This is a genomic window from Nocardioides alkalitolerans, from assembly GCA_038184435.1.
Classification (GTDB): domain Bacteria; phylum Actinomycetota; class Actinomycetes; order Propionibacteriales; family Nocardioidaceae; genus Nocardioides; species Nocardioides alkalitolerans_A.
This window is the reverse complement of sequence record CP116227.1, coordinates 1601189-1622670: the sequence shown is the minus strand read 5'-3', so window position 1 is coordinate 1622670 and position 21482 is coordinate 1601189. Positions and strand designations below refer to the sequence as shown.

The 21482-nt window shown below is 74.5% G+C and carries 19 protein-coding genes; 11 read left to right on the top strand and 8 right to left on the bottom strand.

What is annotated here, in order from left to right:
* The first annotated feature begins 70 nt into the window (after positions 1 to 70).
* The 5 genes from PIR53_07845 (at position 71) to PIR53_07825 (ending at position 6404) form a co-directional block, all read left to right on the top strand.
* A complete protein-coding gene (locus PIR53_07845; GenBank protein WZH53895.1) occupies positions 71 to 2791 on the top strand; it encodes a GNAT family N-acetyltransferase in 2721 nt (906 codons plus the stop codon).
* A gap of 137 nt (positions 2792 to 2928) precedes the next feature.
* Positions 2929 to 3933, top strand: coding sequence for a hypothetical protein (locus PIR53_07840; protein WZH53894.1), 1005 nt, complete (start codon positions 2929 to 2931; stop codon positions 3931 to 3933).
* Between the two features lie 7 nt (positions 3934 to 3940).
* Positions 3941 to 4561 (top strand): class F sortase, encoded by a 621-nt coding sequence (locus PIR53_07835; protein ID WZH53893.1) that lies wholly within the window; start codon positions 3941 to 3943, stop codon positions 4559 to 4561.
* 110 nt (positions 4562 to 4671) lie between these two features.
* Positions 4672 to 5256: a DUF5998 family protein gene (locus PIR53_07830; GenBank protein WZH53892.1), complete on the top strand. Its 585-nt coding sequence runs from the start codon at positions 4672 to 4674 to the stop codon at positions 5254 to 5256.
* Positions 5256 to 6404 carry an alkaline phosphatase family protein gene (locus PIR53_07825; protein WZH53891.1) on the top strand — a complete coding sequence of 383 codons (1149 nt, stop codon included), beginning with the start codon at positions 5256 to 5258 and terminating at the stop codon, positions 6402 to 6404. The genes PIR53_07830 and PIR53_07825 overlap by 1 nt, the downstream gene beginning before the upstream one ends.
* Positions 6405 to 6518: 114 nt before the next feature.
* Here the strand turns inward: PIR53_07825 and PIR53_07820 are convergent, their stop codons facing one another.
* The 3 genes from PIR53_07820 to PIR53_07810 all read right to left on the bottom strand — a co-directional run bounded on the left by PIR53_07820 (position 6519) and on the right by PIR53_07810 (position 9352).
* Positions 6519 to 7187, bottom strand: coding sequence for a PepSY domain-containing protein (locus PIR53_07820; GenBank protein ID WZH53890.1), 669 nt, complete (start codon positions 7185 to 7187; stop codon positions 6519 to 6521).
* 100 nt (positions 7188 to 7287) lie between these two features.
* A complete protein-coding gene (locus PIR53_07815) occupies positions 7288 to 8673 on the bottom strand; it encodes a HAMP domain-containing sensor histidine kinase (protein WZH53889.1) in 1386 nt (461 codons plus the stop codon).
* A gap of 1 nt (position 8674) precedes the next feature.
* A complete protein-coding gene (locus PIR53_07810) occupies positions 8675 to 9352 on the bottom strand; it encodes a response regulator transcription factor (protein WZH53888.1) in 678 nt (225 codons plus the stop codon).
* Between the two features lie 99 nt (positions 9353 to 9451).
* Between PIR53_07810 and PIR53_07805 the strand changes: the two genes are divergently transcribed.
* The 4 genes from PIR53_07805 to PIR53_07790 all read left to right on the top strand — a co-directional run bounded on the left by PIR53_07805 (position 9452) and on the right by PIR53_07790 (position 12713).
* Positions 9452 to 10108, top strand: coding sequence for a thymidine kinase (locus tag PIR53_07805; GenBank protein WZH53887.1), 657 nt, complete (start codon positions 9452 to 9454; stop codon positions 10106 to 10108).
* Positions 10109 to 10223: 115 nt separating this feature from the next.
* Complete coding sequence (locus PIR53_07800) at positions 10224 to 10724, top strand: SigE family RNA polymerase sigma factor (protein WZH53886.1); 501 nt, start codon at positions 10224 to 10226, stop codon at positions 10722 to 10724.
* A complete protein-coding gene (locus tag PIR53_07795) occupies positions 10721 to 11572 on the top strand; it encodes a hypothetical protein (GenBank protein WZH53885.1) in 852 nt (283 codons plus the stop codon). Before PIR53_07800 ends, PIR53_07795 begins: the two co-directional genes overlap by 4 nt.
* Before the next feature lie 100 nt (positions 11573 to 11672).
* Entirely contained in the window at positions 11673 to 12713 is a 1041-nt protein-coding gene (locus tag PIR53_07790; protein ID WZH53884.1) for an NAD(P)-binding domain-containing protein, read from the top strand.
* A 21-nt stretch (positions 12714 to 12734) separates the two neighbouring features.
* On the opposite strand, the gene PIR53_07785 is transcribed toward PIR53_07790, so the two are convergent.
* The 3 genes from PIR53_07785 to PIR53_07775 are packed head-to-tail and all read right to left on the bottom strand — an operon-like array spanning position 12735 to position 17376.
* The gene (locus tag PIR53_07785) at positions 12735 to 14768 is read right to left on the bottom strand and encodes an SDR family oxidoreductase (GenBank protein ID WZH53883.1); all 2034 of its coding nucleotides are present in this window, start codon (positions 14766 to 14768) and stop codon (positions 12735 to 12737) included.
* Between the two features lie 40 nt (positions 14769 to 14808).
* Positions 14809 to 15903, bottom strand: a complete 1095-nt coding sequence (sepH, locus tag PIR53_07780) for a septation protein SepH (protein WZH53882.1) — start codon at positions 15901 to 15903, stop codon at positions 14809 to 14811.
* A gap of 60 nt (positions 15904 to 15963) precedes the next feature.
* A complete protein-coding gene (locus PIR53_07775) occupies positions 15964 to 17376 on the bottom strand; it encodes an MFS transporter (GenBank protein ID WZH53881.1) in 1413 nt (470 codons plus the stop codon).
* 97 nt (positions 17377 to 17473) lie between these two features.
* On the opposite strand from PIR53_07775, the gene PIR53_07770 reads away from it, so the two are divergent.
* Complete coding sequence (locus PIR53_07770; protein WZH53880.1) at positions 17474 to 18049, top strand: helix-turn-helix transcriptional regulator; 576 nt, start codon at positions 17474 to 17476, stop codon at positions 18047 to 18049.
* A gap of 31 nt (positions 18050 to 18080) precedes the next feature.
* Complete coding sequence (locus PIR53_07765) at positions 18081 to 18722, top strand: trimeric intracellular cation channel family protein (GenBank protein WZH53879.1); 642 nt, start codon at positions 18081 to 18083, stop codon at positions 18720 to 18722.
* 153 nt (positions 18723 to 18875) lie between these two features.
* Here the strand turns inward: PIR53_07765 and PIR53_07760 are convergent, their stop codons facing one another.
* Both PIR53_07760 and PIR53_07755 read right to left on the bottom strand, forming a co-directional pair.
* Positions 18876 to 20198: a D-arabinono-1,4-lactone oxidase gene (locus PIR53_07760; GenBank protein WZH53878.1), complete on the bottom strand. Its 1323-nt coding sequence runs from the start codon at positions 20196 to 20198 to the stop codon at positions 18876 to 18878.
* A gap of 11 nt (positions 20199 to 20209) precedes the next feature.
* Positions 20210 to 21439: an MFS transporter gene (locus PIR53_07755; GenBank protein ID WZH53877.1), complete on the bottom strand. Its 1230-nt coding sequence runs from the start codon at positions 21437 to 21439 to the stop codon at positions 20210 to 20212.
* Between the last annotated feature and the right edge of the window lie 43 nt (positions 21440 to 21482).

Genomic DNA, 21482 nt, shown 5'->3' with positions numbered 1-21482 from the left:
TCTTTCCTGCCGCCCTGCCGCGTCGGACGGGGCACGCCGTGAGCGACCCCCGCGCGATAGGTTGGGGCCCGTGAGCTCCGCCCCCGAGACCCCCGCCTCCGAGGATCCCGAGGTGCCCGAGGCGCCCCGGCACTGGGAGGCGGACGTGCTGCTGCGCGACGGGCGCACCGCGCACATCCGGCCGATCGGTCCGGAGGACGCCGAGCTGCTCGTCGACTTCTACGCCCGGGTCTCCGACCAGTCGAAGTACTACCGGTTCTTCACCCCCATGCCGCGGCTCTCGCCGCGGGACGTGCTGCGCTTCACCAACGTCGACCACGACCGCCGGGTGGCGTTCGTGCTGACCGTCGGCGAGGACATGATCGCGGTGGGCCGGTACGACGCGTACGACGACCGCCGCGCCGAGGTGGCCTTCCTCGTGGAGGACGAGCACCAGGGCCGCGGGATCGCCCAGGTGCTGCTCGAGCACCTCGCGCAGGCCGGCCGCGAGCGCGGGATCGAGGTCTTCTCCGCCGACGTGCTCCCCGACAACCAGCGGATGATCCAGACCTTCCGCGACGCGGGCTACAAGGTCGCCTCGGGCTTCGAGGACGGCGTCGTGACGCTGGAGTTCGAGATCGACCCCACCGAGACCGCCATCGGCGTCATGCAGCAGCGCGAGCACCGGGCGGAGTCGGCGTCGATCGAGGCGTTCTTCAACGCACGGTCGGTCGCCATCATCGGCGCCAGCCGGCGCCAGGACACCGTCGGGCGCACCCTGGTGCGCAACCTCGTCACCGGCGACTACACCGGGCGGGTCTACGTCGTGAACCCGTCGACGGAGGCGGTGGCCGGGCTCCCGTCGTACGCGTCCGTCGGCGACATCCCAGGTGACGTGGACGTCGCGGTGGTCGCGGTGCCGGCCGAGTCGGTGCAGGACGTGGTGCTCGACTGCGCCGCCAAGGGGGTGCACGGCCTCATCGTCATCTCCTCCGGCTTCGCGGAGACGGGCGAGGAGGGGCGGCAGCGGCAGCGGCGTCTCGTGGGGCTAGCCCGCAGCTACGGGCTGCGCCTCATCGGGCCCAACTGCCTGGGCATCATCAACACCGACCCGTCGCACCAGCTGAACGCCTCGCTGTCGACGGTCATGCCGCCCCGCGGCCGCGCCGGGTTCTTCTGCCAGTCGGGTGCGCTCGGCTCGGCGATCCTCGAGAAGGTCAACAACCGCGGCCTCGGGCTCTCGACCTTCGTCTCGGCGGGCAACCGCGCGGACGTGTCGGGCAACGACCTGCTGCAGTACTGGGAGGAGGACGCCTCGACCGAGGTCGTCCTGCTCTACCTGGAGTCCATCGGCAACCCGCGCAAGTTCTCCCGGATCACCCGCCGTGTCTCGCGCCGCAAGCCGATCGTCGCCGTGCGCTCGGGGCGGAACACCCAGGGCGTGCCCATGGGCCACGCGGTGCGCACGATCGGGGCGCCGCCGGAGGCGGTCGACGCGATGTTCGCGCAGTCCGGCGTGATCCAGGTGGACACCCTCGACGAGATGTTCGACGTCGCCCAGCTGCTCGCCCACCAGCCGCTGCCGCGCGGCCGTCGCGTCGCGGTCGTCGGCAACTCCGACGCGCTGGGCCTGCTCGCCACCGACGCCGCGGTGTCGGTGGGCCTCGTCGTCAACAAGTCGGTGCAGCTCGGCGCCGACGCAGGCGCGGAGGACTTCGAGGACGCCCTCGACGCCGCCATTGACGACCCCGACGTCGACGCCGTCGTCGCGGTCTACATCCCGCCGCTCGACGTCTCGGGCGAGGACGTCGCGAACGTGCTGGCCGCGGTGGGGGAGCAGTCCGACAAGCCGCTCGTCTCCACCTTCCTCGGCGCCGAGGGCGTCCCCGAGCTGCTGCGCGTCCCCGACGTCGCCGGCTCGACCGCCGGCCGGGGCTCCGTGCCGTCGTACCCCGCCGTCGAGGCGGCCGTGCGCGCGCTCGCGCGGGTGGTCTCGTACGCCGTGTGGGTGGGCAAGCAGGGCGCCGACGAGGACGACGACGAGATCGACCCGACGCCGGCCAAGCGGTTCGTCAACGAGGTGCTGCTGCGCCACCCGGACGGCAAGGTGCTGGCGACCGAGGAGCTCGTCGAGCTGCTCCGCTGCTACGGGATCGACCTGTGGGCGGCGGTGCCCGTGACGTCCCGCGAGGAGGCGGTCGCGGCCGGCGAGCGCCTCGGCTGGCAGGTCGTGCTCAAGGCGACGGCGGAGCGGCTGCGGGAGCGGCCCGACCAGGCCCACGTCTGGCGCAACATCGACGACGCCCGCGAGATGGAGGACGCCTGGGACTTCCTCACCGGCGTCATCTCCGACCCCGAGTCGGCCGGCTTCGTGGTGCAGCGCGTCGCGCCCCCCGGGGTGCCCGTCTCCATCGGCTCGGTGGAGGACCCGCTGTTCGGACCCGTGATCTCGTTCGGAATCTCGGGACCGCTCACGGAGCTGCTCGGCGACCGGGTCTACCGCATCCCGCCGCTGAGCCGGGTCGACGCCGCCGAGATGGTGCGGGAGATCAAGGCCGCGCCCCTGCTGTTCGGCTACCGCGGCGGCGATGTCGCCGACGTCGAGGACATCGAGCGGCTCGTCCGCCGCGTCGCCCAGCTGCAGAACGACATCCCGCAGGTGCGCACCCTCGACCTCGCGCTCGTGCTCGCCGGCCCGGGCGGGGCCACCGTGCTCAACGCCTCGGCCAAGGTGGAGCCCGTCGCCGACGCCCGGTCGGACTGGTTCGTGCGCCGGCTCACCGCGATGGTGGGGGACACGCTCCCGGAGTGACGACGGTCTCCGCATTTTCGTCACATATCGGCTCAGCGGATCCCGCCGTTCGCCTGCGGCGACGCCTTCCGCGCTGTTACGGTCGCGGCGCCCTGACGTGGCGCGGTAGCCCGTCGTGACGAAGAAACGAGAAATCCTTGCGTCGTACCCTGCTCTTCTCCGCCCTCGCGCTGGCGGCGCCCCTCCTGGTCGCCTCGCCCGCGAGCGCCGCCACCGTCGACGACTTCACCATCGGCGGCTCCAGCGACGACCTCGAGGCGAACCCGGGCGCGACGCTCACGGTCGCCTGGGACGTCACCCCGCAGGACCCGGCCGCTGCGGTCGTCGTGGCCCCGGCCGGCTCCGCCGTCGGCGTCGTGACCGGCTGGGACGCCCCCACGGTCGCCGCGGCCACCGGCTCCACCGTCGACGTCACCATCCCGGCGGCGGCCGAGGAGGGTGACGACTACACCTTCCAGCTCGTCGTCACCGAGAACAACGTGCCGGCCGTGTCCGACACCATCACCGTGTCCGTCGTGGAGGAGCCCGTCGAGGTCACCCCGGTGCCGGTCGCCGCGGTCGACTGCGTCCTCGAGATCCCCGACGTCCCGGGCGTGCTCTACGACCTCGTCTACGACTACGCGGAGGACGGCGCGGGCGGCTGGACCGGCGAGCTCGAGCCGCTGGAGCCCGACACCTACCCGCTCCTCCTGCTGAGCGAGGGCGAGGACCTGGTCGTCGCCGCCACCCCCGACGAGGGCTACGCCTTCCCGGCCGGTGCCGCGGACGTCTTCTTCGTGACGGTCGACGAGGAGTGCGTCACGACGCCCGTCTTCGTGGCGATCGAGTCGAGCTGCCAGGCCTTCACGCTGACCAACGTCGTCGACGTGGACGTCACCGCGTTCTACGGCGGCGAGGACGACGACGAGCCGGCCGGCGAGGTCACCCTCGCGCCGGGCGAGTCGGCCGAGATCGGCACCGACGAGGAGTTCGTCTACGTCGTGGCCGGTGACGACATCTCCTTCGCCGACCTCGAGGACGGGGACCTCCTCGACTTCCTCGACATCCAGTTCGACGGGCTCGAGGTCGACCAGGACTGCACCGTCGCGGGCACGGGCACGCGTCCGACGCACCCGACGGTCGCGCCCGCCGCCGGTCGCTGATCCTGCGGTGAGCAAGAGGCTTCTCGGGGCCGTCGCCGCGGTCGTCGCGCTCGTGCTGGGCGCCGGGGCCCTGTTCCTGCTCCTCCCGGAGCGGGGGCAGGGCCCCGCGGCTGCGCCGGCACCCACCTCCTCGGCGCCCTCGTCGCCGACGTCGTCCACGACGGCCCCCCGGGTCCTCGTGGACGGCCCCGTCGGCGTACCCACGCGCATCGAGATCGCGGACCTGGACGTCGACGCGCCGGTGACGGCCGTCGGCACCACGCCCGAGAACGCGCAGGAGGTGCCCTCCTCGCTCGACGAGACCGGGTGGTGGCGCGACGGCTCCGTCCCCGGCGCCCCGGGCAACGCCGTCATCGTCGGCCACACGGCCTCGGTCGACGACGCCGTCTTCGACCCGCTGGTCGAGGCGGAGGTCGGCGACGAGGTCCTCGTGACCGGCAGCGAGGGCACCATCGCGTTCACCGTCGAGCGCACCGAGACCGTGCCGGTCGCCGACTTCGGCGACGTCGCCGCCGACGTCTACCGCAGCGAGGGCGACAGCGGCCTGGTGCTCATGACCTGCGGGGACTGGAACGGCAACAGCTTCGAGTCGACCGTCATCGTGCACGCGGCGCCGGTCGGGGCGTGAGCCACCGGCACGACCGGGACGGCGGCGACGGCGGCGACGGCGGGGACGCCGCCCGCCGGCCGGTTCCCTCGACACCCGTGCCGCGCGCTTCTCGTGCCACACTTCGAGGCATGCACAGCCGCTTCACACGTCCGGCAGATCCTGCCGCTGCCCTCCGCACCGCCATCGAGCGGACCGGTTACTACCCCGAGGTCGTCGTCGACGGCGTCGAGGGCGCGATCGGCGGCGAGGAGGTCGTCGCGTTCTACGTGCACCACGAGCCGACGATCGAGCGCGACGAGGTGCGGCGCCACATCACCGTGGCCGTGCTGACGACCAGCCGCCTCATCCAGGTGCACACCGACGAGCACGCCGGTGACCAGATGCTGCCGCAGCCCTACACGTCGACGTCCTCGGAGGCGGTGGCGCTGTCGGCCGTGAAGTCGGTCGTCGTCACCCGCATGACCACCAACCCCACGAAGGGCGCCAGCTTCCCCGCGGAGGCCGTCCTCACCATCGGCTGGGGCGGCGTGAGCCGCATCGAGCTGATGCCCGCGAGCTGCGACGACCCCGAGTGCGACGCCGACCACGGCTACACGGGGGACCTCCTCAGCGAGGACTTCTCGCTCCGCGTCTCGGCCGCGGCCGACGGCAAGGAGGCCGTCGTCGACCTGCTGGCCTTCGCCGACGCCCTCTCCGCCCGCACCCGCCCCTGATGCCCGCCCTGCCGGGTGGGGCCGGGGAGTTCGTCGCACCCGCGTACGGCGCCCGCTCGCTCGGCGACGTCGTGCCCGCGGTCGCCCGCGCGCTCGGCCACGGCCACGCGCTCCACGACGACGGGCCCAGCGACCTGGTGCTGCCGGACGCGCCGGCGTACGTCGTCTTCCTCGTCGACGGCCTCGGCGCCCGCCTGCTCGAGCGGCACGCCGAGGCGGCGCCCTTCCTGTCCGCGCTGGCCGCCGGGGCGGCCCACGGCACGGCCGGGGTGCCGTCCACGACGGCCACCAGCCTGACCTCGCTCGGCACCGGCCTGTCGCCCGGCACCCACGGGCTCGTCGGGTTCACCAGCCGCATCCCCGGCACCGACCGGCTCCTGCAGGCCCTGCAGTGGGACAAGCGGATCGACCCGGTGGAGTGGCAGCCCCACCCGACGCTCTTCGAGCGCCTCGCGACCAGCGGGGTGCACGTGACGAGCGTGAACAAGCGGGAGTACGCCGGGTCGGGGCTCACGCTCGCCGCGCACCGGGGGGCGGCGTACGTGGGCGCGGACCGCGCCGGCGAGCGGATCGCGGCCGTGCAGGCGGCGACGTCGCGGCGGCCGTCGCTGACCTACGTGTACGACGCCGACCTCGACTGGACCGGGCACCGCCACGGCGTCGCCTCGGCGGCGTGGGTGCAGCAGCTGGCGATGATCGACGCGGAGGCCGAGCAGCTGCGCGACGCGTTGACGCCGGGCGCCCGGCTGGTCGTGGTCGCGGACCACGGGATGGTCGACACGGGACCGGCGCACCGGATCGACGTCGACGACCACCCCGAGCTCACCGACGGCGTGTGGCTGCTCGGCGGGGAGGCCCGCCTGCGGCACCTCTACTGCGCGACGCGCGCCGTGCCCGACGTCGTCGCCACCTGGCGCGAGACGCTCGGCGACCGTGGCGTGGTGCTCACCCGCGAGGAGGCCCTGGAGCGCGGCTGGTTCGGCGAGACGACGGACGCCGTGCGTCCCCGCCTCGGCGACGTGGTGGTCGCGGCGACGGGGAGCACGGCGGTGGTGTCGCGGAGCAGGTTCTCCTACGAGACGGGCCTGATCGGCCTGCACGGGTCGCTCACCCCCGACGAGATGGACATCCCGATCCTCGTTGGTTGAGGCTTCAAGCGGTCGGTTCCCCGGCTGACCGGGGAACCGACCGCTTTGACCATCAAATTTGATGGTCAAAGCGACACTTTCCCCGGCTGACCGGGGAAAGTGTCGCCCCGTCCGTCAGTCGCGGACGGCGCTGATGACGGTCAGGTCGGGGGCGAGGGTGACGTCCCACTCGACGCCGTCGGCCCCGCGCACCTCGACCTCGTAGCCCTCGCCCGAGTCGTCGCTGCGGTCGACGTCGGCCGCGGTGCCGCCGCCCTCGACCGCCGCCTCCGCGGCCGTCACGACCTGCGCACGCTCGTCCTCGGTCAGCGGCGCGTCCTCGTCGACGGTCTGGCCGTAGACGTCCGTCGTGGTGTCGCGGCCCGTCGCCGCGGAGCCCTCCGGGGCACCAGCGGCGTCGGAGCCGTCGGCGCTCGGCACCGCGCGGTCGTCCCGGTCGTCCCGGTCGTCCCGGTCGTCGCTGCCGTCGCGCTCGCTCACCAGGACGGCGTAGCCGTCGTCGAGCGTCACGTCCCAGCGCTGGCCCTCGCCGTCGACGACCTCGACCTCGTAGACCCGCTGCCCGCCCTCGTCGGTGTCGTCGTCGACGTCCACCTCGAGCACGCGGCCGCCGCCGACCTCGTCGAGAGCGGCCTCCTCGGCGCTGGAGCGCTGGTCGCCGCTGAGGCGCTCGTCGCGGTCGTCCATGACGGCCCACGCGGTGCCTCCGACGCCGACGAGGGCGATCGCGGCGACGGTGGGGATGATGATGCGCTTGCTGCGGACGCGGTCACGGATGCTCATGGGGTGCTCCTCGGTGTCGGGTTCCGGGCTCCTCGCCCGGCGGTGGCACCACCGTGCCGGATCGTCGCTGAACCCAGCCTGAAGCCGTCTGAAAGCGCGTTCAGGAAGCGGTGACCGGGAGCCGCACGACGAAGCGCGCGCCCCCGAGCCCAGCCGCGTCGACCCGCGCGTCGCCCCCGTGGGCGCGGGCCACCTCGCGCACGATCGCGAGACCGAGCCCGCTGCCGCCGTCGTCGCGGGCCCGCGCCTCGTCGAGCCGCACGAAGCGCTCGAAGACCCGTTCGCGGTCGTCGTCGGGCACGCCGGACCCGTCGTCCTCCACCACGACGTCGACGTGGCCCGGCGCGACGGCCTCCAGGGAGAGGCGTACCGCCCCCGTCGCGTGCCGCGCCGCGTTGTCCGCGAGGTTCCGCACCACCTGCGCGAGCGCGGGGCCGTCGCCGTGCGCCCGGGCCGGTACGACGCGGGAGGAGTCCACCGCGAGGTCCGGTCGCAGCCGGCGCAGTCGCGTGGCCTCGGCGAGGAGCAGGTCGTCGAGATCGACGTCGGTGCGGCGACGCCCTCCGCCGCCCTCGGCGGTGCGGGTCAGCACGAGCATCTGCTCGACGAGGTGCTGCATGCGCGCCGTCTCCTCGAGCACGGCCTCCGTCAGCTCGGCCTGGTCGATCGCGTCGGGGTGGGAGCGCGCCACCTCGGCGGTCTGCCGCAGCCCGGCGAGGGGGGAGCGGAGCTCGTGGGAGGTGTCGGAGACGAACCGGCGTTGCTGGTCGGCGGAGCGCTCGAGGCGCTCGAGCATCCCGTTCATCGTCGTGGCGAGGCGCGCGACCTCGTCCCGCGACGGCGGCACGGGCACGCGGGCGCAGAGGTCGTCGCCGCCGATGGAGGCCACCTGCGCGCGGATGGCCTCGACGGGACGCAGCGCCCGCCCGGTCACGACCCACGTCGTGGCCCCGACGAGCAGCACCGCGACGGGCAGCCCCACCGCCAGGAGCGGCACGAGGGCGGTCACCGAGTCGCCGGCCTCGTCGAGGGAGACGGCGACCGCGACGTCGTACGTCGTGTCCTCGTGCTCCACGTCCTCGACGGCCACGGTGTAGCGGTCACCGTCGAGGCGGGTCGTGCCGTCGCTGCGGGGCAGGGACCGGCCCCCGGTCCCGGCGGACGCCACCAGGCTGTCGCCCGTCGTGACCTGCCAGGCCACGTCCCCGACGTCGTCGTCCTCCCCCTCGTCCTCGGCGGCGGACCCGCCGGAGGGGGCGGTGCCCGGTTCGAGGCCCTCCGGGCCGGAGCGCTCGACCTGGGCGGCGATCTCCTCCGCGCGTTGCTCCGCCGTGGACGTGGCCTGGTCGGTCAGGGACCGCCCGAGCGCGAGTGCGAGCAGCAGGCCGCCGAGTGCGAACGCGACGGCGACCACGACCGTCGCCGCGACGGTGGTGCGGACCCGGACGCCGGCGCGCCCGCGCCGTACGGGGGGAGTGGACGCCACGTCAGCCCCCGTCGCTCGCGAGGCGGTAGCCGGCGCCCCGCACCGTCTGGATCGCGGCCCGGTCGTAGGGCCGGTCGATCTTGTTGCGGAGGTGGCGCACGTAGACCTCGACGATATTCGGGTCGCCGTCGAAGTCGTCGTCCCACACGGAGTCGAGCACCTGGCGCTTGGAGACGACGTCCCCGGCGTGGCGCATCAGGAACCCGAGCAGCGACAGCTCCCGCGAGGTCAGCGACAGCTCGTCGTCGCCGCGCCAGGCACGGCGCGCGGCCGGATCGAGACGCAGGTCGCCGGCCTCGAGCACCGTGGGCCGCTCCCGGGTGCCGCGGCGCGCGACGGCGCGCAGCCGGGCCACGAGCACGGGGAAGGAGAACGGCTTGGTGAGGTAGTCGTCCGCGCCCGTGTCGAGCCCCTCGACCTGATCCCACTCGCCGTCCTTCGCGGTCAGCATGAGGATGGGGGTCCAGTTGCGCTCCTCGCGCAGGGTCGAGCAGACCCGGTAGCCGTTGATGCCCGGCAGCATGAGGTCGAGCACGATCGCGTCGTAGGTGTTCTCCCGCGCGAGCCAGAGCCCGTCGGTGCCGTCGTGGGCGACGTCGACGGCAAACCCCTCCGCCTCGAGCCCCAGCTTGAGCGAGCGCGCCAGGCGCACCTCGTCGTCGACCACCAGCACGCGCATGGGCGCCATCGTGCCGCAGGCCCGCTGAACGCACGCTGAACGCCGCGCGGTCGGCGGGTGGTCGGTGGTCGGTCGTCAGGCGTGGGAGGATGCCTCCTCGTGGCTGAACTGCACTTCTTCACCGGCACCATGGACTCGGGCAAGAGCACCCTCGCCCTGCAGACCAACCACAACCACGCGTCCCGCGGGCGGATCGGGCGGATCTACACCAGCCACGACCGCGCCGGCTCGGCGACGATCTCCTCGCGGCTCGGGCTCTCCCACGGCGCGACCGAGGTGACCGACGAGCTCGACTTCTGGCAGACCGTCGTCAGCGCGCTCACGCAGGGCGCGCGGATCGACTACCTGATCTGCGACGAGGCCCAGTTCTACACCTCCGAGCAGGTCGAGCAGCTCGCCAAGATCGTGGACGAGCTGCAGATCGATGTCTTCTGCTTCGGCATCCTCACCGACTTCCGCACCCGCCTGTTCCCGGGTGCCGCCCGGCTCGTCGAGCTGGCGGACCGCATGCAGGTGCTCCAGGTCGAGGCCCTCTGCTGGTGCGGCCAGCGCGCCACCCACAACGCCCGCACGGAGGACGGCGTCATGGTCACCGAGGGCGACCAGGTCGTCGTCGGGGACGTCGAGCAGACCGGTCAGCCCCCGGCCGAGGTGGCCTACGAGGTGCTCTGCCGCCAGCACCACCGGCGCCGTCTCACCGCCGCCCGCGCCCAGGCCGTCTCGCTCGTCCCGGAGCCGCTGCCCTTCGGCGAGTGAGCGTTCCCCTGCGACGGGTCCACCGTCGTGGGAACCTCGGGGCACCCCCGCCGCGTCTCCTCGCGAGAGCGATCGAGCGGCTGCCGAGGGGCAGGGCAGCACACGGGGGGGTGGGATGGAGCGGTACGACGAGTTCAGCGACTTCGTCGCGTCCCGCTGGGCCCGCCTGGTGCGGTCGGCCGTGCTGCTCGGCTGCTCGCCCGCGGAGGCGGAGGACGTCGTGCAGACGGCGCTCGAGCTCTGCCTGCGCAAGTGGTCGCTCGTGCGCGGGGCCGACGACCGCGACGCCTACGTCCACCGCGTGCTCATCAACACCTTCACCTCCTCCCGGCGCCGCCGCTGGGTGGGGGAGCGACCCACCGCCGTGCTGCCCGAGGAGCACGGTCCCGACCGCGCCGACGAGGTCGACCTCGCCGACGCCGTGCTGCGCGCGCTGCGCACCCTGTCCACCGAGCAACGGGCGGTCGTCGTGCTGCGCTACTACGCCCACCTCTCCGAGAAGCAGACCGCCGAGGCCCTCGGCGTCGCTCCCGGCACCGTCAAGAGCCGCCTGTCCCGCGCGTTGCGGGCCCTGGCCGGCGATCCCGATCTCGTCGAGCTGCGAGGTGCACCATGACCCACCCCGACCGTCCCGACCGCCCCGACCGTCCCCTGCTCCCGGGGGACGTCCACGACGAGGACCACCTCCGACGGCTCCTCGCGACGGCCGCCGACACCACGCCCGTCGGGCCGCCGCCGGTGGCGACGATGCTGCGGCACCACCGCGTACGTCGCCGGTCGCGCCTGCTCGTCGCCGCCGCCGTCGTCGTGGCGGGCGCCGGGGTGGGGCTGGCGACGTCGGTGCCGTTCGGTGGCGATCCCGGCCCCGGGGTGACGGCGGCATCGGAGGCATCGGAGGACCCCGACGAGCTCCGGCAGCAGGAGTCGGCGGTCCCCCTCGACGACTCCGGCACGGAGTACGACCTGGACGAGGCTGCCGACAGCGTGGGCGAATCCGCGACGAACAGCTTCTCTGGTCGCGGCGGCGTCATCCCCCGATCGGCGTCGCTCTCCGACGAGGCCACCCTGACGGAGGCCCTCGGCGGCACGTGGGCGATCGTTCCGCTCACGGAGATGTCCGCCAGCGACTTCCTGTCCTCCGGCCCGATCCCCGCGACCGCCGATGCCGAGGGGCTGGCGGACCGCCTCTCCACCACCCCCACCGCCGCCACGCTCTACTTCGGCGACGGCGGCACCGTGACGGCCTGGACCGGCTGCGAGGCCGGCGCCGGCACCTGGTCCATCGCGGGCGGCACGGTCAGCGTCGAGCTGAGCCGCGGCGTACCGCTGTGCGACGACGACACCGGCCTGCTCGCCCTGCTCGCCGACGACCTGCGGTCGGTGCGGGCGGTGGGCGGGGACGACGGCGCCCGTACCCTCCTCGACGAGGACGGCCGCGTCCTCGCCGTGCTGCGCCGTCCCTGACCCCATCATCGACCCGATCATCGACCCGATCATCGACTCGATCGTCGATGACGGGCATATCCGGACCGTGGTCCGGGTTGAGTCCGGCATGAGGAGCGGTGTGCGCGACGCGATCGTCGTGGGAGCGGGCCGGGCCGGGCTGTCGGCCTCCCACCACCTGCGTCGTCTCGGCATCGACCACGTCGTGCTCGACGCGAACCCCACGCCCGGGGGAGCCTGGCAGCACCGGGCCCACTCGCTGACGATGACCGACGTCCACGGCGTCGCCGCGCTGCCCGAGGAGCCCCTCCCCGACGTCGATCCCGCGGCCCCGGCCCGCGACGTGGTGGCGGCCTACTTCGCGGACTACGAGAGGCGCCACCGGCTCCCCGTCGTGCGGCCCGTCGAGGTGGTCGCCGTCCGGGACGACGACGGGGTTCTCGTCGTCGAGGCGGCCGACGGCCGCACCTGGCGCGGGCGGACGCTCGTCAACGCGACCGGCACCTGGCGTCGCCCCTTCGTGCCGCACGTCGCCGGGATCGAGGAGTTCGCCGGCGAGCAGCTGCACTCGGCGGCGTACGACGGTCCGGAACCGTTCGCCGGCCGGACCGTGCTGGTCGTCGGGGGCGGGCACTCCGCCGTCCAGGTGCTCGGGGAGATCGCGCCCACCGCCCGCACGCTGTGGGCGACCCGCCGCGAGCCGCTGTGGCGCGATCCCGAGACCGAGCCGTTCGACGGCCGGGCGGCGGTCGCGCTCGTGGAGGAGCGGGTACGCCGCGGGCTGCCCCCCGCGAGCGTCGTCAGCGTCACCGGGCTGCAGCTGCGGCCCCAGGAGCGCGAGGCGGCGCGGCTCGGCGCCTATGAGCGGCTGCCCGTGCCGGAGCGCTTCGACGCGGACGGCGCGACCTGGCCCGACGGCACCCACCGCGCGTTCGACGTCGTGCTGTGGGCCACCGGGTTCCGCCCCGACGTCGCGCACCTGGCACCGCTCCACCTCCGCGGCCGCGGCGGCGGGATCGAGCTGGCCGGCACGACCGCCGTCGCCGACCCGCGGGTGCAGCTCGTGGGCTACGGCCCGTCCGCGAGCACCATCGGCGCGAACCGCGCCGGTCGCACGGCCGCCGTGGCGGTGCGCGACCTCCTGCGGAGCGCCGCGGCCTGACGTCGGCTGCTCACCCTCGCCTCACCAGTGCACGCCGCGGAAGAGGCGCGCAAGCATGAGCTGCTCGCTCTGCGTCCCGCCCGCCTCGACCCCCGCGGGCGCCGGGGCGCCGGGCGCGGCCGTGCCCTTGGCCGCGGCCGAGTCCGGGAACACGTGGTAGGCCATGTTGAGCACGCGGAAGGCCAGCTTCGGCGCCACGGTGTGGGCGATGGCGCCTGCGTTGCCGAGCGGCGTGTTGATCTCGTGCGGCCGCTCCACGAGGGCCTTCACCACGAGGTCCGCGGCCTGCGCCGGCGAGATGGTGGGGAAGCGGTCGTAGAGCTTCGTCGGCGCGATCATCGGCGTGCGCACGAGCGGCATGTGGATGCTGGTGAACGTGATGCCCTCGCCCACGAGCTCGGAGGCCACGACGTTGCTCCAGGAGTCCAGCGCGGCCTTGGACGCGACGTACGCCGAGAAGCGCGGCGGGTTGGTCTGCACGCCGATCGAGGACACGTTGACCACGTGGCCCCCGGACCCCGTCCGCATGATGGGGATGAGCCCGATGACGAGGCGGATCGCGCCGAAGTAGTTGAGCTGCATCGTGCGCTCGAAGTCGTGGAAGCGCTCCTGCGAGAGCCGCAGCGAGCGTCGGATGGACCGTCCGGCGTTGTTGACGACCCCGTCCACGCTCGGCAGCTCCCGGATGAGTGCCCCGCAGAGGTCGTCGATGGCCGACAGGTCGGAGAGGTCGCAGGGGAAGACGTGGGCCTGTCCGCCGGCGCGCTCGATGTCGCGGCGCAGGGCGTCGAGCTTCTCCTTGCCGCGGGCCACGAGCACGGGGATGCCACCCGCCTGCGCCACCTTGAGGGCGGTCACGCGGCCGATGCCCGAGGACGCGCCGGTGATGACGACGTGCTTGCCCTCGAGGGCCGCGCGGTTGGCCGGGTTGCGGCCCGTGCTGGTGTCGAGGTGCTCCTCCCAGTAGCTCCACAGCGTCGCCGCGTAGGACTCCAGGCGCGGAACGGTGATGCCCGACCCCGCGAGCGCCTTCGTCGTGCGGCGGGCGTCGAAGACGGTGGGGAAGGACGTGTGGGCGAGCACCGAGGCCGGTATGCCGAGCCGGCCCACGGTCAGGTCGAGCAGCGCCTGGGCCGGGGCGGAGCCGAGGACCGTCGCGGTGAGGTCGGCCGGGCGCAGACCTCGGGGGAGCAGGCGGCGCTCGAGCGGCAGCCGACCGTGGGCACCGGAGCCGACGAGCTGCGGCGCGCCCGCCGCCCCGCAGAAGGCGTTGATCATCTCCAGCACGGGCTGCGGCTCGGGGTCGACGAGGTGGAACGTCTCGCCGTCCCGCCCCGGCAGGTGCGCGAGGTGGTCGAGGGCGCCGGCCACGAAGTCGACCGGCACGACGTTGGTGTCCCCGAGGTCGACGCCCACCAGCGGCGTCCACGCCGGCAGGGTGTCGCGCACCTTCTTGATGAGCGGGAAGAAGTAGTAGGGCCCGTCGACCTTGTCCATCTCGCCGGTCACCGAGTCGCCGACGACGATCGCCGGCCGGTAGATGCGCCACGGCACGGCCGCCTCCGTGCGCACGATCTGCTCGGACTCGAACTTCGTGCGGTGGTACGGCGAGGTGAAGCGCTGCCCGACGTCGGCGTCGGTCTCGGCGAACGTGCCGTGGTGGTCGCCGGCCGCCGCGACCGACGACACCTGGTGGAAGCACCCGGCGTCGAGCGCGGCCGCGAGCTGGAGCGCGTGGCGGGTGCCGCCCAGGTTGAGCCGCTGGTTGGTGGCGTCGTCCGCGGCCATGTCGTAGCTCGCGGCGAGGTGGAAGAAGTGGTCGATGGTGCTCGCGTGCTCCGCGATCCACCCGGCCTCGACGCCCAGGCCCTCGGCGTCCAGGGCACCGATCACGGGCCGCACGCGGTCGGTGCTCCACTCCTCGATGAGCTGCTCGAGCCGGGGCAGCGACGAGCCGCGCACCAGCACGTGGATCTCGCCCTCGCGCTTGCGGAGGAGCTCGGCGACGAGGAACCGCCCGATGAACCCGGTCGCGCCGGTGACGAAGTAGGCCATGCGCGGCAGCGTAGTGGTCTGGGTCACGTCCGGGGAGGGGTCACTCCGCCTTGCCGCCGCCGAACATGATCTCGTCCCAGCTCGGCACCGAGGCACGGCCCCTGCCCTTGCGGGCCGGGCGCCGCGGCGTGCGGGTGGGGGCCGGGGCGGGCTCGGGCGTCTCGTCAGGGGCATCGCTCGCCACCTCGGCCGCGGGAGCGTCGTCCGCCGGGCCACCAGGGGCGTCGGGGGCGTCAGGGGCGTCGGGGCCGTCAGGGGTGGGCGCTCCCTCCGCGGTCGGGGAGCTCGCGGGGTCGTCCCGGCCGTCGGTGCTCTCGGGGACGTCCGTCGCCCGCAGGGCCTCGTGCACCTCGCCGAGGTCGGCCGTCGGCTCGTCGCCCGTCGGGGTCGGCGCGGAGACGAGGTCGATCGCCTGGTCGATCGCGTCGGCCGTGCCGTCCGGACCGGCCCCCGTGTCGGTCTCGAAGGGCAGGTCGAGCAGCACGTCGGCGATGCGCTCGCGGGCGGCCCCCGCCCGGCGCCGGCGCGCCTGCTGGAGGTCGTCGCGCACGGCGGCGGGGGCCGGGGCGTCGCCCACCAGCCACCGGGCGTCGTCGTCGTCCGCCACCACGTAGCTGCCACGCATGTCGTAGGTGAAGTGACCCCGGCCCGTGCGGGCGTCGCTGACGAACGACGCGGCGAGGGTCCAGCGCCCGTCGTCGCGTCGCCACGAGTCCCACTCGACCGTGTCGGCCCGCAGGGGACCGGTCGAGAGATGGGCGGCCACCGCCTCGCCCAGGGTGCGGGCGCCGGCACCGCCGCTCTCGCGCCGCAGCGACGCGCCCTGCGCGCGCTCGGCGACGTGCGCGCGCTCGGCGAGCACGGGAGCGACGAACGACATGATGCGGTCGAGGGTGGTCTGCGCGGCGTCGGCGACCTCGTCGGGGCTCGCCCCCGCCCGGATCCTCGCCTGGATGTCGCGGGGACGGAGGGTCGATTCCATGGTGATCTCCAACTGACCGAGTCGATCTGTGTCGCCGCGCAGGGCGGCCTGGAGCCGTCGGTCGATGTCGAGCGTGAACTCGACACCGGCGTCGCTGACCAGCAGGAGGCGGCGCTTGTCCTGGCTCACACCGGCGAGCGTCAGGTGCACCATCGAGCGGTCGGCTCCTGCCTGGTCGTCGTTCGCGGGACGGGGTTCCCGTGAGGACCGAGCCTACGCTCCCCGGCGTCGGGTCCGGGGGAGGACCGACGCGAGCCCGGCGACGACCACGCCGCAGCCCAGAACGAGCGTCCAGGCACCCGGGACGACGTCGGCGGTGGTGACGCTGCTCCCGGTCCCCGCCCGGGCCAGCACCGACCCCGCCACCGCGATGCCGAGCGCCGCGCCGACCTGGCGCGCGGCGAAGGTGATGCCGCCGGCCACGCCGGCGCGCTCCGGCGCGAGGCTGCTCACCGAGGTCGTCGTGATCGGGGCGTTGGCCAGCCCGAAGCCGATGCCCAGCACGAGGAGCCCGACCGCCAGGCGCCCGGGGGTGACGTCGTCCGGACCGAGCCGGAGGAACGCCCCGGCCACGCCGAGCAGCCCGCCGGCGGCGAGGAGCGGCACGCGGGGCCCGAGCCGTCCGACCAGCCCGCCGGAGAGGGGCGCGACGAGCGTCGCCGCCAGGGCCAGCGGCAGTGTCGCCCAGCCCACGGCGGTCGGCGACAGGCCGCGCCCGTCCTGCAGGTGCAGGCTGGTGGCCAGGAGGGCGGCGTTCAGCGCCACGAACACCGCGACGGCCGCCACCACCGCCCCGGCGAACGCGGGCACCCGGAAGAGACGCGGGTCGACGAGCGGGTCGGCACGCCGCAGCTCCACCCCGACGAGCAGCAGCACCACCACGAGCAGCGCACCGGCACCGAGCAGGGCCGCAGGGGACGTCCATCCCCGGTGGGGGGCCTCGATGAGCAGGCCCACCGCACCGCCGACCGCCGCGGTGAGCAGCGCCTGCCCCGGGAGGTCCAGCCGTCGGGGCCGCGCCGCCCGGGACTCCGGCACGTAGCGCGCGGTCAGGCCGAGCGTGAGGAGGGCGACCGGGACGACGAGGCCGAACACCCAGCGCCAGCCGGCGAGGTCGACGACCAGCCCGCCGACCAGCGGACCGACCGCCATGCTCGCCCCGAACACGCCGGCCCACACGCCGATCGCCTGCGCGCGCTCGCGGGGGTCCGGGAACGCGCCGACGACGATCGCGAGGCCCACCGGGCTGAGCATGGAGGCGCCGGCGCCCTGGGCGGCGCGGGCGGCGACGAGCAGCTCCGGCGTCGGGGCGAGGGCACAGAGCGCGGACGCTGCCGCGAACACGACGAGCCCGGTGCGGAGCAGGCGGCGCCGCCCGAACCGGTCGGCGAGCGCGCCGGAGGAGATGAGGAGGCTCGCGAGCACGAGGGTGTAGGCGTCGACCACCCACGGCAGGGCGGCCGGCGTCACCCCGAGGTCGTCCCCGATCGTCGGCAGGGCGACGTTGACGACGGTCGTGTCGAGCCCGACGAGGAAGAGCGCGAGGGTGCACGTGGCCAGCGTTGCCCAGCGGTGCGGTTCGAGCCGCCGGTCGTCGGGTCGGGTGGGGGCGAGCTGCTCGGTCACGCGGAGGCCTTCCGATGGGGTGGGCGGATCGGTGACGAGGGTGCGTGTGCCGGCGACGTACGCCCCAGCGAACTTGCGGGAACTGCAAAGATGCCCTGTGACCACCGCCGACGACGCCGCGCTGATCGAGGCCGTCGGCCCGCGGCTGCGCGCGCTGAGGCGTGCCCGCGCCTGGACCCTCGAGCACGTCGCGGATGCGTCCGGCATCTCCGTGAGCACGCTGTCGCGCCTCGAGACGGGCAAGCGCAGCCCGTCGCTCGACCTGCTGCTGCCGCTCGCCCGCACCTTCCGGGTCGCGCTCGACGACCTCGTCGGGGCTCCGGCGACCGGTGACCCGCGGGTGCACCTCCGCCCGTTCCGCCACCGCACAGGCTCGGTGCTGGTGCCGCTGACCGACTACCCGGGCCGCCTGCACGTGTTCAAGCAGGTGCTGCACCCCCGCCCCCAGCGCCTCACGACCCACGACGGGCGGGCCTGGTTCTGCGTCCTCGCCGGCACCGTGCGGCTGGTGGTGGACGACGACGAGAGCCTCCTGCGCCCGGGGGACGTGGCCGCCTTCGAGGCCACGCGGCCGCACTGGTTCGGGCCGGCCGCCGACGAACCCGTCGAGCTGCTCCACCTCTTCGGTCCGCACGGCGACCGGCCACGGCTGCCCGGGGTGGACCGGGACTGACCGGGCCGGGCGGGGCGGTTAGGCTCCCGCGGTGCCGCACTGGGACCTGGAAGCGACGACCCTGCTGGTCGTCCTCGACCTCGTCGGCATCTTCGTCTTCGCGATCTCCGGCGCGCTCGTCGCGGTGCGCAAGGAGCTGGACCTCTTCGCCGTCCTCGTGCTCGCGGGCACGACCGGCCTCGGTGGCGGCTTCCTCCGAGACGTGCTCATCGGCGCCACACCGCCGGCGGCGCTCGCGGACTGGCGCTACCTCCTCGCGCCCATCGGCGCCGGGCTCCTCACGTTCTTCTTCCACCCCACCCTCGGCCGACTCGAGCGCCGCGTCACGGTGTTCGACGCGTTCGGCCTCGCCGTCTTCTGCGTGGCGGGGGCGGTCAAGGCCCTGGAGTACGGCCTCGGACCGGTCCCGGCCGCCCTGCTCGGCATGGTCACCGGCATCGGTGGCGGCATGCTCCGGGACGTGCTCGCCGGCCGCGTCCCCGTCGTCTTCCGCGGGGAGCTCTACGCGACCCCGGCCCTCGCGGGCGGGGGCGTGGCCGTCGTGGGCCTCGAGCTGGGCGCACCCCTCCTGCCGGTCGCGGTCGCCGGTGCGGCCGTGTGCCTCGTGTGGCGCCTGCTCGCGCTGTGGCGCGGCTGGCAGGCGCCCATGCCCACCGGCCCGGCCAGCGTCTGAGGCCTCGAGCACCGCGTTCGCCGGGCCGTGCGGGGCGCGCGGAACTGTGCGGTTGGTGCTGCCTCGAGTGCGTGGGACCGGTCCCGTCCGCACATTTCGCCGGTGCCCGGCGAGCCCGCCGGGCCCCGGCTCAGCGCCCTCCGACGCCGCCCCTCAGCTCCCCAGCACCCGCCGCAGGTAGTCGTTGGTCAGCACCCGCTCGGGGTCGAGCCGGTCGCGCAGGGCGAGGAAATCCTCGAACCGGGGGTACGCCGGGGCGAGGTCGGCCGCCGTCCGCGTGTGCAGCTTGCCCCAGTGCGGCCGCCCGTCGTGGGCGCGGAGGATCGGCTCGACGCCGGCGAAGTACGCCGTGTGGTCGACCGCCGCCGGCACGTGGAAGGCCAGGTAGAGCGAGTCGCGACCGTAGCCCGTCGACAGCGCCACGTCGTCCGCGCGGGCCGAGCGGATCTCCACGGGGAAGCTGAGGTTCCAGCCGGACGCGTCGATCACGCGGCGTACCTCGGTGAGCACCTGCACGCCGACCTCGCGGGGCACGGCGTACTCCATCTCGCGGAACCGCACCCGCCGCGGGGAGGTGAGCACGCGGTGCGCGACGTCGGAGAACGTGCGGGCCGAGAGCACGCGCGAGGTGAGCTGGTTCATCCGCGGGACGACGGCCGGTCGCCGGTTGCTGGCGGCCACCAGCGCCCCGAAGGCGCCGTTGGCCAACAGCTCGTCGTCCACGAAGCCACGCACCCGGCCGAGCGGGCGGGCGTCGGCGAGCGGCGCGTCGAGCCGGTTGTTGCGCTTGGTGAGCAGTCGGTCGGTGTGGGGGAACCAGTGCAGGTCGACGTGGTGGTTCTCGTCGAGCAGCGCGTCGAGCGACCCGATGGCCTCGTCCCACGTCATCGGCTGCTCGACCGCCTCGAGGAGGAACAGCGGCTCGACGGCGAAGGTCAGCGCCGTGACGACGCCGAGGGCGCCGAGACCGACGCGACCGAGCGCGAGCACGTCAGGGTTCTCCTCGGCGGTGGCCCGCAGGACCTCCCCGGTGCCGGTGACGAGCTCGATGCCGACGACCTGCGGGGCCAGCCCCGCGAACGTGCCGCCGCTGCCGTGGGTGCCCGTCGCGGTCGCGCCCGCCAGGGTCTGCTCGGCGATGTCGCCCATGTTGTGGAGGCTCAGGCCGAACCGCTCCAGCGTGGCGTTGAGCTCCTTGAGCGGGGTGCCCGCCAGCGCGGTCACCGTGAGGGCGTCGTGGTCGACGTCCACGACACCGGTCAGGCCGTGCGGCAGGAGCAGCTCGCCGTCGGTGACCGCGATGTCGGTGAAGCTGTGGCCGGTGCCGACCATGCGGGTGGTCGACCGCTCGGCACGGGCGCGCTCGACGGCCGCGACGACGTCGGCGACCGAGGCCGGGGTGCTCGTGCGCCGCGGCCGCGCCGTCGCCGTGCCCGCCCAGTTGCGCCAGGTGGTGTCGGCCTGCGTGCGTCCCATGGCGGGGGAGCCTACGGTGCCGGGACGTCCACCGGCACCGGCTCGGAGCGGGTGTCGCCGGCCGGCGCGAGCCAGGCCGCGGTGACCGCGATGACGCCCGAGACCACCGGCACGACGTACGCCGCGTGCGCACCCCAGGTGTCGATGCACAGGCCCGCGAGGGCCGCGCCCGGGGCGATGCCCGCCGCCATGCCGGTGTGCAGCACGGCCATCGCCTCGGTGACCCGCTCGCGGGGCGCCGCCTGCTCGATGAGGCTCATCGTGCTGATGAGGGTGGGGGAGATGGCCGCGCCCGCGACGAGGAGGACCAGGCCGAGCACCCAGACGGACGGGGCCACGATGAGGGGCGCCATGGCGAGCGTCAGGGCGGCCGCGGACCACCGCATGCGCACGGCGGGGCCGACCCGCCACGCCACGGCGCCGACGACGACGCCCGCCGCGAGGCTGCCCAGTGCCCAGAGGGCGAGCAGCACGCCGGCCCAGGCCTTGGCGTCCTGCTCCTCCGCGAAGGCGACGGTCGCGACCTCGGCCGAGCCGAAGATGCTGCCGAGGCCGAAGCAGAGCGCGGTCAGCGCCACCATGGTGGCCACGGGCAGCGGCGGACGCGCGCCCGCGCTGGCGTCGTGCGGGGCCGCCGGCGGCTGGGTGCGGCGCTGGGCGGTCAGCGCCAGCGTGCCGACGAGGCCGGTGACGACGGCGGCGAGGATGCCGGCCGCGGGGTGCCACAGCGTCGCGAGGAACGTGACGATGATCGGCCCGGTGATGAAGACCGCCTCGTCGACCACGGCCTCCAGCGCGAAGGCCGTCTGCACGCCGGGTGCGTCGCCCCGCAGCACGTGGGCCCAGCGCGCCCGGACGCAGGACCCGACCTGCGGCAGCGCGCCGCCGGCGACCGCGGCCGCGGCGTACGTCGTCCACGTCGGCGCACCGGAGGTCACCGTCAGGACGACGGCGATGCCGGCGACGCCGAAGACGACGATGGCGGGGCCGAGGGCGCGGGCCTGGCCGAGGCGGTCGGCCAGGCGGCCGTGGACGACCGCGAGCAGGGCGTTGGCGAGCACGTACACGGCCGAGATCGCTCCGGCCAGGCCGTAGGAGCCGGTCTGCTGGGAGACGAGGAGCACGATGCCGAGGGACATGGTGGAGATCGGGATCCGGGCCACGAGCCCGGTCGCGGAGAACGCCAGCGCGCCGGGGGTGGCCAGGATCCGCGCGTAGGGCGAGAGCGCGGAGGACAGCACCGCAGGAGCCTAGGACGCGGGGGCCGTCCGGGCCGCATCCGCC

Coding starts and splice junctions, on each gene's coding strand:
- PIR53_07785 (WZH53883.1), bottom strand. CDS start 14,768: ATGGCCTACTTCGTCACCGGCGCGACCGGGTTCATCGGGCGGTTCCTC.
- PIR53_07830 (WZH53892.1), top strand. CDS start 4,672: ATGCACAGCCGCTTCACACGTCCGGCAGATCCTGCCGCTGCCCTCCGC.
- PIR53_07820 (WZH53890.1), bottom strand. CDS start 7,187: ATGAGCATCCGTGACCGCGTCCGCAGCAAGCGCATCATCATCCCCACC.
- PIR53_07760 (WZH53878.1), bottom strand. CDS start 20,198: ATGGGACGCACGCAGGCCGACACCACCTGGCGCAACTGGGCGGGCACG.
- PIR53_07825 (WZH53891.1), top strand. CDS start 5,256: ATGCCCGCCCTGCCGGGTGGGGCCGGGGAGTTCGTCGCACCCGCGTAC.
- PIR53_07800 (WZH53886.1), top strand. CDS start 10,224: ATGGAGCGGTACGACGAGTTCAGCGACTTCGTCGCGTCCCGCTGGGCC.
- sepH (WZH53882.1), bottom strand. CDS start 15,903: ATGGTGCACCTGACGCTCGCCGGTGTGAGCCAGGACAAGCGCCGCCTC.
- PIR53_07810 (WZH53888.1), bottom strand. CDS start 9,352: ATGCGCGTGCTGGTGGTCGACGACGAGGTGCGCCTGGCGCGCTCGCTC.
- PIR53_07795 (WZH53885.1), top strand. CDS start 10,721: ATGACCCACCCCGACCGTCCCGACCGCCCCGACCGTCCCCTGCTCCCG.